General features: G+C 38.9%; 19 protein-coding genes. 12 read left to right on the forward strand and 7 right to left on the reverse strand.

Features of this window, described 5'->3' with window-relative positions; genetic code table 11:
* The 7 genes from AC3E9U_RS04345 (at position 1) to AC3E9U_RS04375 (ending at position 4,165) form a co-directional block, all read left to right on the forward strand.
* Complete coding sequence (locus AC3E9U_RS04345) at positions 1–588, forward strand: cytochrome c oxidase subunit 3 (RefSeq protein ID WP_488745689.1); 588 nt, start codon at positions 1–3, stop codon at positions 586–588.
* A 44-nt stretch (positions 589–632) separates the two neighbouring features.
* Positions 633–1,610: a cytochrome c oxidase subunit 3 gene (locus tag AC3E9U_RS04350; RefSeq protein ID WP_488745690.1), complete on the forward strand. Its 978-nt coding sequence runs from the start codon at positions 633–635 to the stop codon at positions 1,608–1,610.
* A gap of 22 nt (positions 1,611–1,632) precedes the next feature.
* Positions 1,633–1,983, forward strand: a complete 351-nt coding sequence (locus AC3E9U_RS04355) for a cytochrome C oxidase subunit IV family protein (RefSeq protein WP_488745691.1) — start codon at positions 1,633–1,635, stop codon at positions 1,981–1,983.
* Positions 1,984–2,061: 78 nt separating this feature from the next.
* Positions 2,062–2,712, forward strand: a complete 651-nt coding sequence (locus AC3E9U_RS04360; RefSeq protein WP_488745692.1) for a hypothetical protein — start codon at positions 2,062–2,064, stop codon at positions 2,710–2,712.
* 6 nt (positions 2,713–2,718) lie between these two features.
* On the forward strand, positions 2,719–3,345 hold the full coding sequence (locus tag AC3E9U_RS04365) for an SCO family protein (RefSeq protein WP_488745693.1): 627 nt from the start codon (positions 2,719–2,721) through the stop codon (positions 3,343–3,345).
* The gene (locus AC3E9U_RS04370) at positions 3,346–3,897 is read left to right on the forward strand and encodes a DUF420 domain-containing protein (RefSeq protein WP_488745694.1); all 552 of its coding nucleotides are present in this window, start codon (positions 3,346–3,348) and stop codon (positions 3,895–3,897) included. It abuts the gene before it with no gap.
* Positions 3,887–4,165, forward strand: a complete 279-nt coding sequence (locus AC3E9U_RS04375; protein ID WP_488745695.1) for a hypothetical protein — start codon at positions 3,887–3,889, stop codon at positions 4,163–4,165. The genes AC3E9U_RS04370 and AC3E9U_RS04375 overlap by 11 nt, the downstream gene beginning before the upstream one ends.
* A 93-nt stretch (positions 4,166–4,258) precedes the next feature.
* Here the strand turns inward: AC3E9U_RS04375 and AC3E9U_RS04380 are convergent, their stop codons facing one another.
* Positions 4,259–5,650, reverse strand: coding sequence for a DUF4403 family protein (locus AC3E9U_RS04380; protein ID WP_488745696.1), 1,392 nt, complete (start codon positions 5,648–5,650; stop codon positions 4,259–4,261).
* A 146-nt stretch (positions 5,651–5,796) separates the two neighbouring features.
* Here AC3E9U_RS04380 and AC3E9U_RS04385 point away from each other — a divergent pair, with 146 nt between their 5' ends.
* From AC3E9U_RS04385 to tsaB, 3 genes are all read left to right on the forward strand, one after another.
* Positions 5,797–7,179: a TolC family protein gene (locus tag AC3E9U_RS04385; RefSeq protein ID WP_488745697.1), complete on the forward strand. Its 1,383-nt coding sequence runs from the start codon at positions 5,797–5,799 to the stop codon at positions 7,177–7,179.
* A gap of 3 nt (positions 7,180–7,182) precedes the next feature.
* A complete protein-coding gene (locus AC3E9U_RS04390; protein ID WP_488745698.1) occupies positions 7,183–8,505 on the forward strand; it encodes an efflux RND transporter periplasmic adaptor subunit in 1,323 nt (440 codons plus the stop codon).
* A 137-nt stretch (positions 8,506–8,642) separates the two neighbouring features.
* Positions 8,643–9,314, forward strand: a complete 672-nt coding sequence (gene tsaB, locus AC3E9U_RS04395) for a tRNA (adenosine(37)-N6)-threonylcarbamoyltransferase complex dimerization subunit type 1 TsaB (protein ID WP_488745699.1) — start codon at positions 8,643–8,645, stop codon at positions 9,312–9,314.
* On the opposite strand, the gene AC3E9U_RS04400 is transcribed toward tsaB, so the two are convergent.
* The 4 genes from AC3E9U_RS04400 to AC3E9U_RS04415 all read right to left on the reverse strand — a co-directional run bounded on the left by AC3E9U_RS04400 (position 9,304) and on the right by AC3E9U_RS04415 (position 13,359).
* A complete protein-coding gene (locus AC3E9U_RS04400; protein ID WP_488745700.1) occupies positions 9,304–10,074 on the reverse strand; it encodes a mechanosensitive ion channel family protein in 771 nt (256 codons plus the stop codon). The genes tsaB and AC3E9U_RS04400 overlap by 11 nt on opposite strands.
* 6 nt (positions 10,075–10,080) lie before the next feature.
* On the reverse strand, positions 10,081–12,102 hold the full coding sequence (locus AC3E9U_RS04405; protein ID WP_488745701.1) for a thioredoxin domain-containing protein: 2,022 nt from the start codon (positions 12,100–12,102) through the stop codon (positions 10,081–10,083).
* A gap of 61 nt (positions 12,103–12,163) precedes the next feature.
* Positions 12,164–12,367, reverse strand: a complete 204-nt coding sequence (locus AC3E9U_RS04410) for a dodecin family protein (protein WP_488745702.1) — start codon at positions 12,365–12,367, stop codon at positions 12,164–12,166.
* 92 nt (positions 12,368–12,459) lie between these two features.
* On the reverse strand, positions 12,460–13,359 hold the full coding sequence (locus AC3E9U_RS04415) for a NifU family protein (RefSeq protein ID WP_488745703.1): 900 nt from the start codon (positions 13,357–13,359) through the stop codon (positions 12,460–12,462).
* A 225-nt stretch (positions 13,360–13,584) separates the two neighbouring features.
* Here AC3E9U_RS04415 and AC3E9U_RS04420 point away from each other — a divergent pair, with 225 nt between their 5' ends.
* Together AC3E9U_RS04420 and AC3E9U_RS04425 are read left to right on the forward strand one after the other, a co-directional pair.
* Positions 13,585–14,586: a PorP/SprF family type IX secretion system membrane protein gene (locus tag AC3E9U_RS04420; protein WP_488745704.1), complete on the forward strand. Its 1,002-nt coding sequence runs from the start codon at positions 13,585–13,587 to the stop codon at positions 14,584–14,586.
* Between the two features lie 47 nt (positions 14,587–14,633).
* The gene (locus AC3E9U_RS04425) at positions 14,634–15,155 is read left to right on the forward strand and encodes a gamma carbonic anhydrase family protein (RefSeq protein ID WP_488745705.1); all 522 of its coding nucleotides are present in this window, start codon (positions 14,634–14,636) and stop codon (positions 15,153–15,155) included.
* On the opposite strand, the gene murI is transcribed toward AC3E9U_RS04425, so the two are convergent.
* Positions 15,152–15,931, reverse strand: a complete 780-nt coding sequence (murI, locus tag AC3E9U_RS04430) for a glutamate racemase (RefSeq protein WP_488745706.1) — start codon at positions 15,929–15,931, stop codon at positions 15,152–15,154. The two genes, AC3E9U_RS04425 and murI, sit on opposite strands and share 4 nt — an antisense overlap.
* 64 nt (positions 15,932–15,995) lie before the next feature.
* Positions 15,996–16,505: an OmpH/Skp family outer membrane protein gene (locus AC3E9U_RS04435; RefSeq protein ID WP_488745707.1), complete on the reverse strand. Its 510-nt coding sequence runs from the start codon at positions 16,503–16,505 to the stop codon at positions 15,996–15,998.
* Positions 16,506–16,514: the final 9 nt, after the last annotated feature.

The following is a 16,514-nucleotide window of genomic DNA, read 5'->3' on the forward strand; positions in this document are numbered from 1 at the left end:
ATGGAAATGGAAATGTCGCTCCAGGAGCATAATGAAAGAAAAGCAAGGTCGTATAAGATGTTGCTTTGGTTTGCAATGATCAGTATTTTGATGGTTTTCGCCGGGTTAACCAGTGCTTTTGTCATCAGTAAATCCCGTCCGGATTGGATCAGTGATTTGGTAGTGCCAAGAGTATTTGCTGTTAGTACAATCGTGCTTTTGATTAGCAGTGTTACGTTTCATTTGGCTAAGCTCTCCATTAAAAAGGATGACAGGAGTAAAACCTCAGTTTTTTTATTGATAACCTTAGGATTGGCAGTGACTTTTGTGTGGCTACAATTTTCGGGTTTTAACGAGTTGTTTAAAAGTGGTCTTGTGCCAACCGGACCTTCCAGTACAATAACGGTTGCTTTTCTGTATGCTTTCGTTATTGTGCACGTTGTGCACCTTATAGGGGGGATTGCGGCGCTTTTAATTATAATTTATAATCATTTTAAACAAAAATACAATTCTGGTCAAACCCTTGGTATTGAGCTAGGTGCGATGTTTTGGCACTTTCTTGATTTCTTGTGGTTGTACTTGTTTTTATTTTTCTATTTCTACAAATAGAAAAAAAATGTAAATTTGGGAACTTTTTAACTAATAACTTTACAATGGGAGCGACAGTTACTACAACAGCTACTAAAGAAAAAACTTGGGATGGCGGAAACGAGCCAATGGGAGCAAGTTATGGCAAAATGATGATGTGGTTTTTTATCGTATCGGATGCTTTAACATTCTCTGGATTCCTTGCTGCTTACGGTTTTTCAAGATTTAAATTTATTGAAACCTGGCCAATTGCGGATGAAGTATTTACACACTTTCCGTTCTTGCATGGTGTAGATGCGCCAATGTATTATGTGGCTTTAATGACTTTTATATTAATCTTCTCTTCTGTGACGATGGTGTTGGCAGTTGATGCAGGACATCAATTGAAAAAAACCAAAGTTGCGGTTTACATGCTTTTAACAATTTTAGGAGGTATCATCTTCTTGGGTTCTCAGGCATGGGAGTGGAAAAACTTTATTCAGGGTTCTCACGGAGCTATTGAAACTAAAGGAGGTTCTATTCTTCAGTTCGTAGACACAAAAGGGGAAAGAGTTGCTTTAGCTGATTTTGCTGCTCATTTACCAAAAGACAGAATTCAGAAAGAAAGAAGACTAGGAGTTTGGTTCGAAGGCGGTGAAACTATTGCTAACTACTCTGTAGAAGAAGTTGTGGAAGGTTTTAAAGCAAACCCGAACCTTTTAATTCGTTCCGAGCACATCAATAGCGATAAAAAGAAAACCGTTTTAACCAGAGAGCAGTCTTTGGAGCGTTTGAAAGATGCTAAAATGGTAGTGGAAGGTGCTAACCTGAAACATAATGAATACGGACATAAATTATTTGCTAACTTCTTTTTCTTTATTACCGGATTCCACGGATTCCACGTATTCTCGGGAGTTTTGATCAATATTTTGATTTTCTTCAACGTAATTCTTGGAACGTATGAGAAAAGAAGAAGCTATGAAATGGTAGAAAAAGTTGGATTGTACTGGCACTTTGTAGATTTAGTTTGGGTGTTTGTATTTACATTCTTCTATTTAGTGTAATTTATATAATAAAGAAAGAATCATGGGACACGCACACGAATCTAATACAAAAAGAATTTGGATGGTTTTCGGACTTCTGTCAGTAGTAACTATTGTTGAAGTTTATTTAGGAATCCACAAGCCGCTTTGGCTTTACAAACCGGAGCTTTTGTCAATGAATTTGTTAAACTGGATATTCATCATATTAACGATTTTTAAAGCTTACTATATCATGTGGGCATTCATGCACTTAGAAGGTGAGAAAAACAATTTAAAAACGTCAATTGTTGGGCCGCTGGTTTTTTTAATACTCTATTTAGTGTTCATCTTACTAGTAGAAGGTAATTATGTTTTTGATGTGTTTAAAACATCTCATTATAAATGGATATTTTAAGAACATATTAACTTATAAAAAAGGTACGCAATTGCGTACCTTTTTTTATTTTTGCACCCAAGTAATCAGTATGCTAACATGAAAAAATATATTGTTCTCACCGTTTTGTTCGCTTTGCCTATTTGCGCCTATCTTTTCTTTTCATCAGGCGTAAATAATTTCGCGAAGTTACCGACGCTAACAGCTAATGTTCCTGAGGTATCTCAATTAACCTCATTAGACGGTAAACCCGTGACCCTTAAAGAGAAAATCACTATTCTGGGGTTTCCCGGTTCTGAGATTTTAAAGGAAAAAGGGAATTCTTTTAACCTGGATCAGAAGATCTACAATAAAAACAAAGAGTTTAAGGATTTTCAGGTGGTAATGGTTGCGCCGATAGGAACAGAAGGCCAGGCTAAAGAATTAATGGCCGAATTAGGCAGAATTTCCGATTTGTCCAACTGGCATTTTGTCTTTGCTAAACCGGAAGAGATACAATCGTTTTACGGTAAATTGAACCTGGTAGGTCAACTGAATGAAAATCTTGCAACGTCCAATGTGTATATCGTTGACAAAGATTTAAATCTGAGAGGCAGAAAAGGAAAGAATAAAAAAGGAGAAGAAGAATACAAAGAAGGATACAATACGATATCGGCTGCGGATCTTCACAATGAAATGGCGGATGATGTTAAAATTATTTTAGCAGAATACCGTCTGGAACTGAAAAGAAATAACAAAAGAAAAATATAATTCGCAATGAAAAACAAATCTTATATAGGTATTTCATTCATCATCTTATTATTTGGGATTTGGGCGGTGCCGAAAATCGTGGCGAAATTCCAAAAGTCGGATTTGTATACCATGGGCCCGGTTCCTAAATTCGAATTGACGGATCAGAACAATAAGAAGATTTCCAACAAAGATTATTTAGGAAAGGTATATGTGATCGAGTTCTTTTTTTCGACTTGTCCTACGATCTGCCCAAAAATGAATCAGAATATGTTGCAATTGCAGAAAGAGTTCTACGGAAAGCCTGATTTCGGAATCGCATCGATAACGATTGACCCGGTAACCGATACTCCGGCGCATTTGAAAGAGCATGCCGAAACATTGGGTGTCAAACATTACAACTGGCATTTTCTGACCGGCGACAGGGATTATATCTACAAATTGGCCCAAGCCGGTTTTAAACTTTATGCTGGCGAAAATAAAAATGCGAACGGTGGCTTTGAACATTCCGGAATGTTTGCACTTGTGGATAAAGAAGGGAATATCCGTTGCAGAAGAGATGCGTTCGATTCACCCATTTTTTATTACGATGGATTGGAACAGCCGGGGATCGACATGTTAAAAGAAGATATTAAAAAATTATTAGAAGAATAGATGGAAAATTCAATCGCAAATTCGGTAGAAAACAAATACAATAAGTGGATTGTGGTTTTGTCGGTGGCAATTCCTGCGGTAGTAGGGTTGTTATTTGGAGTTAATCTTAAAAGATTAGGGTTCGATGTGCAGCCTTTGTCTTTTTTACCGCCGATTTACGCTACGATTAACGGAATAACGGCAGTCTTGCTTGTTACGGCAGTATGGGCTATTAAAAATGGTAAACGAAGCTTGCATGAGGCGCTTATAAAAACGGCGATAGCTTGTTCGGTTGCTTTTTTAGGGATGTATGTGGCCTATCACATGACTTCTGATCCTACAGAATTTGGAGGAGAGGGAGTTATCAGGTGGATTTATATTTTTATTTTGGTGTCACATATTTTACTTTCAGTGGTAATTATTCCTTTTGTTTTGATTACTTACGTTAGAGCTATTTCCAAAAGCTTTGAAAGACATAAGAAGATTGCCAGAATTACGTACCCTTTGTGGTTGTATGTGGCTGTAACCGGTGTGATTGTTTACCTGATGATATCTCCGTATTATGCTAATTAGAGATAAGAAAATAGAGCCAAGAATCAAGACGTGGAGAACGAAAATGTTTTTTTTCTTTCTTCTTGTTTTTTGTTTCTTACCGCTTTATGGTGAAGCTCAATGTGCCATGTGCCGCGCGGCTTTAGAGAGTGAAGAATCCGGCATTCAGGCGGGAGCAGTTAATGATGGAATAGTGTACTTGATGGCAATTCCCTACATTCTGGTAGGATCAATAGGATTTGCGATTTACCGACTGAAATACGGAAAGAAAAAAGTGCAGGATAAATAACAAAAAAGCAGTTTCAACCGAAACTGCTTTTTTATTTCTATGATCTGTTAACCGATCACTGAATACTGAATACTGACCATTTACCACTGCGATCTAGTCCATACCGTCAATCTTGATGTTCATCTGGCCGGAGGTTTTGATAAAAGCAATAATTGCTTTGTCGGTCAGTTCCACTTTGTCAAATTCGAAATCGTTCATCGTACCGTTTACAAAAACACCTTTCATTGGTGAATAATTGCTTAAATAAGGTAACATGTTTTTCTTGGCTTCATCTAAATTCCCCTGAATCGAATATCGGCAGCTTTCCTGGATCTTTCTCAAGATCATGCCGCTTAAAAGCCAATTGGCGGTTTTGGTCAATACGCCTTTAGTGTTTAAAACGTAATCCAGTTGGTCGAAATAGATTTCTTTGGTAACCGCATTGTAACTAGGGTAACCCGACAAATAAATGGTTCCGTTTATGCTTCCGATCATATCCAAGGCAATGATCATTTTACTGTCTTTCTGCCACAGATCTACTTTTTGAACCGTTATTTTACGGCTACCGGACGAGAAGGTCTGGCCCTGAAAGTTCTTCGTTAAAATTCTTGAAGCGCTTTCGTAAGTGGATACCGCCGCGACAGTAGCTTCGATTTTATTCGGCATTTTACTTACCGCTTTCAATGTGATGCTTTCCTTTTTAAAAGTGTTAGCCGGTTTTTCCCCAACGATCGTCTGCATCATACATTTCAGCCCCATATCCATCGTAATTTTGCTTTTTGATAAGACCGCATCGGTTACATACAATTCGGATGGAATCATCTTGAACCAGGTTTCGTATTGCTCGCTGGTAGAGAACGGCGTGCTCAGTTTTTCCAACACCGATAAAACCATTGGCTTGAAATCAGTCGATTTGTTGATGGCGTCATCTATTTTTTTGGCAATTTTCGCTTTGAAAATACGTATCGTCGGATTGACAAGATAAGTGATGGGAACATTTTTCCCGGCAATGATGATAGACGGACTTTCGCTCCATTCAAAATCCTCAATTTCCGAAGTGGTTGTAAGTTTCCAGTTCGAAAGTTTAGCGTCACTCAAAAGGGTGATGGTTCCGTTCAGGTTGATTTCACGTGTATCACTCAGTCCCAGATAATCACTTCCATACGTGACCTTCGCCCAGATTTTCATAGGCACGACAGACTGGATCTTTCCGTTTTTTTCGGTAAGTTTTATCGGCGCCTGTTTCCAGATTTTCATTTCGGTTTTGTCATCCGTCGATATACTGTCGTTGTAGATAAGTCCGGATAGGGACTTGTTGATCTGGTTCTCGATTTCCTTCAGCGGAATTTCGACCGGCATATTGATGAACGAGGTTGTCGTTTTGTAAACGGTAGGGGTGTTGCTGCTCGGAAGAGGTCTTGTTGTCTCGATTTTTTTTGCGGAAGAGCATCTGACAAATAAGGCAAGAAGTACAGAAACGGCTAATAAAGAGAAAAATAACTTCATATTAATTTTGATAAAATCCGAGCAAAAGTAAAATTTTTATTCATTGTATGCTGTAACTTTTTGTAAAGAAATGCGTCTTATGATTTTTAAGAATAAGAGAGTGCTTTCTTAATAAAGTCGATTGACTCTCTTTTCAAAATAAGTGTATGAAAAAAACAAATACGGTTAAAACATTCTTTTTCGGATTGCTGTTGATTTCCTTTCAGTCCCATGCCCAATCCAAAAAATGGACCTTGGAGGAATGTGTGAATTATGCGATGGAAAAGAATATTTCCATCAGAAATACTGCTCTGGATAAAGAACTTTCGGATATTTCCAAGAAGGAAGCTTACGGTAACTTTCTGCCGTCACTGAACGGACAGGCTTCACATTCGTGGAACATTGGTCTGAATCAGGATATTACTACGGGTTTGCTGCGAAATCAGACCACACAGTATAGTAATGTTGGGATTAATGCGAATATCGACATTTATAAAGGGCTTCAGAATCAGAGCCGATTGCGAAAAGCCAATCTTTCGATCATAGCGACACAATATCAGCTTACCAAAATGCAGGAAGATGTTTCGCTGAATGTGGTAAATGCCTACCTGCAGATCATTTTCAACAAGGAAAATTTGAAGGTACAACAGGAACAGCTGGCTTACGAATCCAAACAATTGGAACGTACTCAGGATTTGGTTGACGCAGGAGTGGTCCCGAAAGGAGATTTGATGGATGTGAAAGCAACATTGGCCACGACGACACAAAAAATGATTGCTGCCGAAAATGCCTTGCTGATTTCGAAACTGAGCCTTGCACAATTGCTTCAGCTTGATAATTTTCAGGAGTTTGATATTGCGGATACTTCGATTCCGGTTCAGGAAAGCAGTATTTTGCTTCAGGAGCCAAAATCGATTTTTGAAAAAGCTAAGGAAATCAGAACCGATATTAAACTGGCCCAAACCAATGTTGATATTGCTCAAAAAGATTTGAAAATAGCGCGAGGAGCCTATCAGCCCACGTTAAGCGGATTTTATAGTTTTGCCACCCGTGCTTCCTATTCCGATCGAATTGCAGGAGTGGATCCGATTACCGGAAATCCAATCGTTGCAGGTCCAAAACCGGTCTTAGATCAGTTTGATGAAAATAAAGGACAGAATATAGGATTGTCACTTAATATTCCGATCTTAAATGGATTATCTGCGAGAAATAATGTAGCCCGTTCTAAGGTAGCTTTGGAACGATCTAAAATCAATCTGGAGCAAAACGGACTGGATCTGGAGCGCACGGTTTATACAGCCTATACTGATACAAAAGGTGCTTTGAAATCGTACGAAGCGGCAGTTTCTACAATGGAAGCCAGAGAACAGGCCTATAATTACGCGAAGGAACGTTATGAGGTAGGTTTAATGAACGTTTTTGATTTCAATCAGGCACAGACATTATACGTAAATTCACAATCGGAAGTGTTGCGAACAAAATACGATTATATATTCAGAACCAAAATATTAGAATTTTACTTCGGGATTCCGATTGTACAAACAAAATAGATCATGACAAAAAGAACAGCATATTTACTATTAGGAGGTGTGGTAGTCTTAGTTACAGCATTGGTTGTATTAAGCAAAAAAGGTGTAATTGGAAATAAAGAAGAAGGCAAAGAAGTGGAAGTGGCCAAGACCGATGCCATCACTATCGTGGAAACAGTTTCCGCTACGGGAAAAATCCAGCCGGAGGTAGAAGTTAAGATCTCTTCCGAAGTTTCGGGTGAAATTATTGCCTTACCGGTTAAAGAAGGACAGGCAGTAAAAAAAGGCGATTTACTGGTGAAAATCAATCCGGATATTTATGAATCGGGTGTGAATCGAACCGTAGCGTCATTATCAACTACAAAAGCCGGATTAAATCAGGCGGATGCACAACTGAAGGAAGCGAAATCAAACTACGACCGAAACAAAAGATTGTTTGAAAAAGGAGTGATTTCAAAATCGGAATGGGACAAAGTAGTTTCTGCCTACGAAGTGGCTCAGGCTAATAAAGAGTCCGCGTATTACAATGTTAAAAGTGCTTCGGCGACCGTGACGGAAGCTAAGGATAATCTTGGAAGAACCACTATTTATGCGCCGGCCGACGGAACGATTTCAAAATTGGATGTAGAGTTGGGAGAACGTGTTTTAGGAACCCAGCAAATGGCGGGGACGGAATTACTTCGTGTTGCCAACCTAAATAATATGGAGGTTGAAGTCGATGTGAATGAGAATGATATCGTTAAAATCAGTATCGGAGACGAGGCTAAAATTGAAGTGGATGCTTATCTGAAGAAAGAATTCAAAGGTATTGTTACCAGTATTTCCAATTCGTCCGTGGCTACTACCACAGCCGATCAGGTTACTAATTTTAAAGTGAAAGTTCGTATTTTAAAAGAATCCTATGCGGATCTGATCGAAGGGAAACCGGCTAATTTTTCACCCTTCCGTCCGGGGATGACCGCAACCGTTGATATCATTACCACCAGAAAAGAGAATATTCTTGCTGTGCCAATCAGTGCTGTGGTGATGAAAACGGACACAACTTCGGCCAAAAAAGATATGGTGGAAGAACTGGAAAAAGAGCAGGAAGAAAAAATCAAAGGTTCTACAGATAAAAAATACGAGTGCGTATTTGTTAAAGTAGGGGATAAGGCAAAACTTCGCGTCATCAAAACCGGAATTCAGGACGATACTAATATTGAGGTGCTTAGCGGACTGAAAAAAGGAGATGTTGTTATTGTCGGCCCCTACACAACCGTAACCAAAGAGCTGAATCCGGGCGATAAGGTTTCTATTAAGAAGAAAGAAACTGAGGAAAAGGGCCAGGGGAAGGATGAAAAGGCGTAAAAAGTAGAATTTCAATTACTAAATTCAGAAATCCAAACGGTTTGGCGTAATAGCTTCCGTTTGGATTTTTTGTTTTCGGTTTTGGGAATTTGTTTTGTGACAATTGTTAACCGTATCTTTGTGAATAATTTCAACTTATGGCTTATATTTTAAATATTGAAACGGCAACTAAGAACTGTTCAGTTTCCATCGCTAGCGAGGGCAAGACTATTGCTTGCCTGGAAGTTTCAGAAGAAGGCTATTCCCATGCGGAAAAACTGCATCTTTTCTTCGAACAGGCTTTGCGTATGGCCGGAATATCGTTTCAGGATTTAAAAGCTGTGGCTGTAAGTAAAGGTCCGGGTTCCTATACCGGATTGCGAATTGGCGTTTCTGCGGCTAAAGGATTGTGCTATTCGCTGAATATTCCTTTGATTGCAACCGATACTTTGGAAGCCTTAGCCCGTAAGATCAGTATTGAAAATGGATGTATTATTCCAATGATTGATGCACGCAGAATGGAAGTCTTCGCTGCCGGTTTTGACCAAAATTATATGAAGCAGTTTGAAACCCGCGCGGATATCATCGATGCGGATTCCTATTCCGAATTGTCCGGGAATATACATTTAGTAGGTGACGGCGCTTCAAAATGTAAAGCAGTGCTTAACTCCGGGCGTTTTATTTACCATGATGAAGTGATTTTCCCGTCTTCAAACGAAATGAGCGCAATGTCGTATGAAAAGTACAAAAAAAGCGACTTTGTGGATGTCGCTTATTTTGAACCTTTTTATCTGAAAGACTTTGTGATGACTACCAAGTCTAAATCTTAACCACGGTTTTACTCAGTTCTAAAATATCGGAATTTACCATTGACAGATCGGCATGTTTTACCCAAACGCGAATGGCGAAATTCACGGTTGAATCCGTAAGTTCATGTACCGACACTTCCGGTGTAGGTGATTTTAAGACTTTGGGGTGGTTTTTTACAATGGACTCCAGTTCACCTTTTATGACTTTAATGTCGGAATCGTATCCCGTACGTACAATCAAATCGCTACGACGCGTACTCTTCTGAGAGAAGTTTTTGATTTTCCCGTTGGATAAAATACCATTCGGGATGTAAATTATGTGGTTTTGGGACGTCAGCACTTTGGTGGTGAAAATCTGGATTTCCATTACTTTACCGGTTTCGCCCTGCGCTTCAATGCTGTCGCCTACTTTGAACGGTTTGAATACAATAATTAATATTCCTCCTGCAAAATTCGCCAAAGAGCCCTGTAACGACATACCTACGGCCAATCCAATGGCTCCGAATATGGCTATGAAAGAGGTAGTGTCAATACCCAAACGTGAAATAACCGTTACGAAAAGTAATATACGGGCGCCCCACAGTAAAATATCGGAAATGAACTGGATCACCGTAGGTTCCAATTCGCGTTTGACCATGATTTGTTCCGCTACTTTTTTGAAGATCTTAATTCCCCACATACCCACAAGCAATACTACTACTGCAGAGAGTACCCTTGGTGCAAAGTCAATTAAAACATTAAAATAATGAACGAAGATGTTATTCATTTGTTCTACTTCCATAGTCATTTAGGTTATTTTTAATTCGGATACCGTTGTTTCCAAAGAGGAGTTTGGTAACTGGCAGTTTTTATTTTGGCAAATATAGAACAGAAGATTTTCTTCGTCAAATCGATCGGTTAAAAAAGGTAGTTCAGATTGTTTTGTTGTTCCGGCAATTAGTACATGAGGCAAATAGTGAGCATTGATTTTTTTTAGGTTTTCCAATGCTGTTTTACCGCATACAGCCAGTTCTTTGTTTTCTTCTGACTGACTTAACCACAGGTTCATCCAGTTTGAATAGGCAGAAGCATAATCCATGTGAGGAATCATATGATGCAGCATTTGCAGCGCCGTTTTCTCGTAATATGAATTATGATATAAAACCGATAACATATGCAGGTTGTTAGCCATCACGGAATTGGATGCGGGAATAACATTGTCTTCCGTTTCGAAATGCGGTGCAATCAGTTGTTGGTCATTTCTCGCTGTAAAGGAAAAGAACTGCAGGTTTTCGTCATAGAAATGCTCCAGGCAATAATCCGTCAGTTGTTTCGCCTGCATCAGATAGTTTTCCTCCAAGCTAACCTGATATAAACTTATGAAAGCTTCAATCACAAAAGCATAATCTTCCAGGAAGCCTTTAATGGTGCTTTTTCCGTTTTTATAAGAATGCCACAGAAAACCGTCCTGTGACCATTGTTTTTCAATAATGAATTGTGCATTTTTCTTAGCAATGTCCAGATAATGTTCGTTTCCTAGTGCTTTGTAGGCGTCGGTATAGCCTTTCAGCATTATAGCGTTCCAGGAAGTCAGGGATTTGTCGTCCAGTCTTGGTTTCGGCCGTTTTTCTCTTTCGGTATAAAGCAATTGTTCCCACTTTTTCTTTTTCTGAAGCAATTCGTTTTCGGTCAGGCCGAATTGTGACGCAAGGTTTTCAATAGTCTGACTTTGGATCAAAACATAATTGTCGTGTTCCCAAAAGCCAAAATCGTTTACGTTGAAAACCTCCGCAAAAATTTCGAAATCGTCTTTGAGAAGTTGCTTCGCCTGTTCTTTTTTCCAAACATAAAAAGCGCCCTCCTCGAGTTCGTCTATTTCGTTGATACTGTCGGCATCCAGAGCTGAATAGAAAGCATTATCCGAATTCAATAATTCACGTTCAACGAATAACAGTGTTTTTTCAATTACTTCTTTATAAAGTGGGTTCTGTGTTCTTTTATAAGCCTCGGAATAAAGGGAAATCAATTGGCCGTTATCATATAACATCTTTTCAAAATGCGGAACGTGCCAGCGCATGTCTACCGAATATCTTGAGAAACCGCCGTCGATGGTGTCAAATAAACCTCCGTAGGCCATTCGCGTAAGCGTTAAATCAACAAATTCCAATAGCTCTTTGGATCGCGTCTGATAGCCATAGCGCTGTAAAAACATATAGTTATTGGGCATCATGAATTTAGGTGCTCTGGCATATCCGCCAAACTCCCAGTCGAAGCTTTTAGACCATTTCTCAACTAACGGTCTGATGTTGTTAGTGCTTTCTCTTTCTTCTGACGGATTTTTTTCAACCAGACCCAAAATCTGGATTCCCTGATGCAGTTTTTCGGCATATTCAATCATTTTTTCCGGATTTTCCGAATAAAGATTTTGGAGTTGATTCAGAATATCGATCCAGTTTTCTTTAGGGAAGTAGGTTCCGCCCCAGACCGGACGTCCGTCGGGAAGACATACGGCATTTAGAGGCCAGCCGCCTTGTTTGGTCATCAACTGAACGGCTTTCATATAAACGGCATCCACATCCGGACGTTCTTCGCGATCGACTTTTATGGAAATGAAGTTCGAATTCATGGCGTCGGCCACGTTCTGGTCTTCAAAACTTTCATGCTCCATCACATGGCACCAATGACAGGAGGAATACCCGATGCTAACAATGATGAGTTTGTTTTCATCTCTCGCCGTGGTAAGGGTATGGTCGTTCCATGCTTTCCAATGAATGGGATTGTTGGCATGTTGTAATAAATAGGGGCTGGTTTCGTACTGTAATTCGTTCATAATGGTAAATAAAAAAAGCGTTCAACTCTGAACGCTTAAAGGTACGGTGAATTCCCGAATATTATTTGATTTCGAACGTCAGTTTCAGGTTGACTCTGTAGTGGGTGACTTTGCCTTCGTCGTTAACTACGGCACTTTGCTCCTGAACATAAGCCGATCGAATGTGTTTTAGTGTTTTTGCGGCTTCGGCTACTCCTTGTCTGGTAGCTTCTTCCCAGCTCACATCAGAACTGGATAAAATTTCAATTACTTTCAGAACTCCCATAATGTATTGTTTTTAAAGGTTTACCTAATAAAGGTAAATGGCATTTTTTTTAAAAACAATTCTGACGGAAAGTTTTAGAGCAAAGGACGAAATTAACCGTTAACTGCTTCTACTTTGATTTCCTGATCGTGCAGCATTTCTTTCAGCATGTTTTCGATACCGCTTTTTAAGGTGAATGTAGAGGAAGGACAACCGCTGCACGCACCCTGAAGAATTACTTTTACACGTTTTTCTTTTTCATCATAGGATTGGAAAGCTATGTTTCCGCCATCAGACTGTACCGCCGGTTTCACATATTCTTCCAAAATGTTGATGATTTTTTGAGAAGTAACGTCCAGATTTTCGAAATAGGCTTCCTGTTGTTTTTCGTGATTCGCTGTATTTACGATTTGTGTTTCGTCAATAACTGTTTTTCCTTCTTCAATATAAATTTTGATGAATGAACGGATTTCCTGAGTGATTTCCATCCATTCCGCAATTTCGTATTTGGAAATGGAAACATAATTCTCGTCGATGAATACTTCTTTAACGAATGGAAATTTGAATAATTCTTTTGCTAAAGGAGATGCGGCTGTGTCATCTATGTTTTTGCATTCCACCGCGGTTTTCGTAAGCATTTTGCTGGCTACGAATTTCATGGTCGATGGGTTAGGTGTGGTCTCGCTGTAAACGGTTACCGGTATTTTTTTATTGGCAGTGTCTTCGATGTTCAGAATCTTTCCGCCTTTGTCAACAAAGGTTTCAATTTGCTCGGCTACCAATTCTTTAACTTCATGCCACTCCACGATGGAGAATTTTTCAATGGCAATGAAATTTCCCGAAATGTAAACGGTTTTGACAAACGGAAGGTAAAATAATTGTTTTGCCAAAGGTGATTGGGCGGTTTCATCTATGTTTTTGAATTCAAAATTCTGGCTTTTAGTAATGAAATCAGGAAATTCAAATTTTAATATGCTGGGATTCTGCGTTTCGCGTATAATTACTTTTTGCATGTTTTTGTGATTTTTTGCAAATTTAACGAAGTTATATGCTATGAATAATTATATTTGGCGTTTTAAAGAAAAAATTAACACAATGAGGTTGATTTTTTTACGTTAAAATTGAACATTAAAAATATTTGGTTGTTTTTCTTACCTAAAAATTTATATATTTGGAGGGTTTGAAAAATACCAGCATCTTTTAAATTAAACGACCCCTATTTTCAATAATAAAGAAATATGAACATACTGAAAAAGCGCTTTTTATTTTTAGCTTTATTTTTGACCCAATTCTCTTTTGCGCAGGAAGGTCTTCCTGTTTATTCGGATTATTTATCTGACAACTATTATTTGATTCACCCATCAATGGCTGGAGCTGCAAACTGTGCAAAGGTCAGATTGACTGCACGTCAGCAATGGTTCGGTGAGGCAGATGCGCCAAAATTGCAAACCTTGAGTTTTAATACGGCTTTAGGTGATGAAGGAACTTCTGCTTTTGGGGCTATCGCTTTCAATGATAGAAACGGATACCATTCGCAAAAAGGATTCAAAGTGACTTATGCACACCACATCCGTTTTTCGGAAGGAAATGATGATTTGAACATGCTTTCTTTCGGTGCGAACGTTGGAGTGATTCAAAGTGTTTTGGATGAAACGGAATTCGAGCCGGTTTTTGATCCGGTTGTAGGTGGTACCACGCAAAAATATACTTATTTCAATGTAGACTTAGGTATGTCTTACCATTTCGTAGATTTTTATACGCACTTCACGGTTAAAAATGCAATAGAGTCAAAACGTGAAATTTATTCTGATATCGAAACTGATAATTTAAGAAAGTACATCATTTCAGCGGGTTATACTTTTGGTAATGACGAAAGTCTTCAGTGGGAGCCTTCGGTTATGTTCCAGATTTTTGAGCAGACTAAAGAAAAAACCATTGATATCAACTTAAAAGTGTACAAAACAATGGAAGATTTCGGTAAAGTATGGGGAGGTCTTTCGTACAGAAGAAGTTTTGATGCAACACAATACTATCAGGGTGGTACTGTAGAAGATCAGACATTACAGTATTTTACTCCGATCGTTGGTATCAACTATAAGAGCTTCATGTTTGCGTATACGTACTCGTATTTATCACAAGCGGTTAAATTTGATAACAGTGGTTTCCACCAAATCACTCTAGGTTTCAACTTTAACTGTAAACGCGAGCCTTACCACTGTAACTGTCCTGCAGTTAACTAATAAAAATAATATAGTCCCGTTTATCGGGACTTTTTTTTGAATATACTATGGCATTGATTAAAGAAGTTAGAGGAAAGTATCCTCAGATACCGGAAGATTGTTATGTAGCAGAAAATGCTACTATTGTTGGAGATGTTACTTTTGGTTCATCTTGCAGTGTTTGGTTTAATACCGTTGTCCGTGGTGATGTTCATTCGATCACCATAGGAAATAAGGTAAATATTCAGGATGGTGCGGTGATTCATTGTACGTATCAAAAACATCCGACCATTATTGGAAATAATGTTTCAATAGGTCACAACGCCATAGTTCATGGTTGTACGGTACATGATAATGTTTTAATCGGAATGGGGGCTATTGTAATGGATAATTGTGTTATCCATAGCAATACGATTATTGGTGCAGGTTCTGTTGTTACGCAAAACACGGTTGTGGAATCCGGGGCGATTTACGCGGGTATTCCGGCGAAGAAGGTAAAAGATATCAATGCATCGGATTTCGCAGGTGAAATCGAACGTATTTCGAATAATTACGTAATGTATTCCAGTTGGTTTAAAGAAGAAAATTAGAATTCCTTTTCAAATACATTTTCGGAAAAGCCAAGAATATCTTTAAGGACCTTGGAGTCACCGTTACTATAGAAAATCTGCTTTTTGGTTTCCTCGGAACTATTAAGCAGATTGTTTTTTTTAAGTATGTTCTGCGTCTGTCTTGCCACGGCTTCCCCTGAATCGATGATCTTGATATGATCCGGGATTATTTTTTTTATCTGGGGAATAAGATAAGGGTAGTGGGTGCAACCTAAAACCAGATAATCGATATTGGCTGCTACCATCGGTTTAAGGTATTCTTCCAAGAGTGCGGTCATCTCAGGCGAGTCTATTTTTCCTTCCTCCACTAACTGCACAAGTCCATGTCCGATTTGCTCAATTATTTTGACGTTGGAATATGAGGCAACCGCTTTACTGAATAATTCGCTGTTAATAGTTCCCTGAGTGGCTAAAATGCCTATTGTTTGAGTCTGTGACTGATTAGCTGCCGGTTTGATAGCAGGTTCGATTCCTATGAACGGGATATCGTATTTTGCACGCAGTTCTTTAATGGCATTTGTTGTGGCGGTATTGCAGGCCACGACGATCAACTTGCAGCCTTCAGCAATGAGAAGGTCGGTATTTTTATAGCAAAGTTCAATTATTTCTTCTTTGGAGCGCTGGCCATACGGTGCGTTCTTACTATCGGCAAGATAAATTGTGCTTTCATTTGGTAAAAGGCTGTGAATCTCCTTCCATATCGATGTTCCGCCTATACCGGAATCAAACACGCCAATTGGGTTTTTATTGCTCATAAAACAAATGTAAAAAAAAACTGCCCTTAAAGTAGAGCAGTTTTTCATATTTAGGAAAAGTTTATTAAAATCCTAATTCTTTTTTAACGTCAGCTAACAAGCTTGGTCCGTCTGCAACGATTACACCACTACCTGGAGTTGCATCAAGTACGTATTGGTAACCTTTAGCCTTAGCCACTTTTTGAATAGCCGATTTAGCTTTGTCCATGATAGGTTTTACAAGATCCATTTCTTTTTGCTGTAATTCTTTCTGAGCGCTGTCTCTGTACTGTTGGATACGTTGCCCCATATCTTGCATTTCTTTTGCACGGGTTTCGTTAACTGCTTCAGTTACCGTTGTAGCTTCCGACTCGTATTTTTTCATTTTGTTTTGGTACTCAGTCACCATCGTTTTGTATTCGGTGTCATAAGTTTCGCTGATTTTTTTAACCTGTGCCTGAGCAGTTTTCATTTCCGGCATGTTAGTCATCAGTTCCTGAACATCGATATGGGCTACTTTTGCCTGAGCAGAAATGGTTTGATTTGCACCAATGAAAAGTGCTGCAGCGATAAGTAAAGTTTTTAATTGTTTCATTGTTAGAAT

It is taken from the genome of Flavobacterium sp. 21.1 (assembly GCF_057801535.1).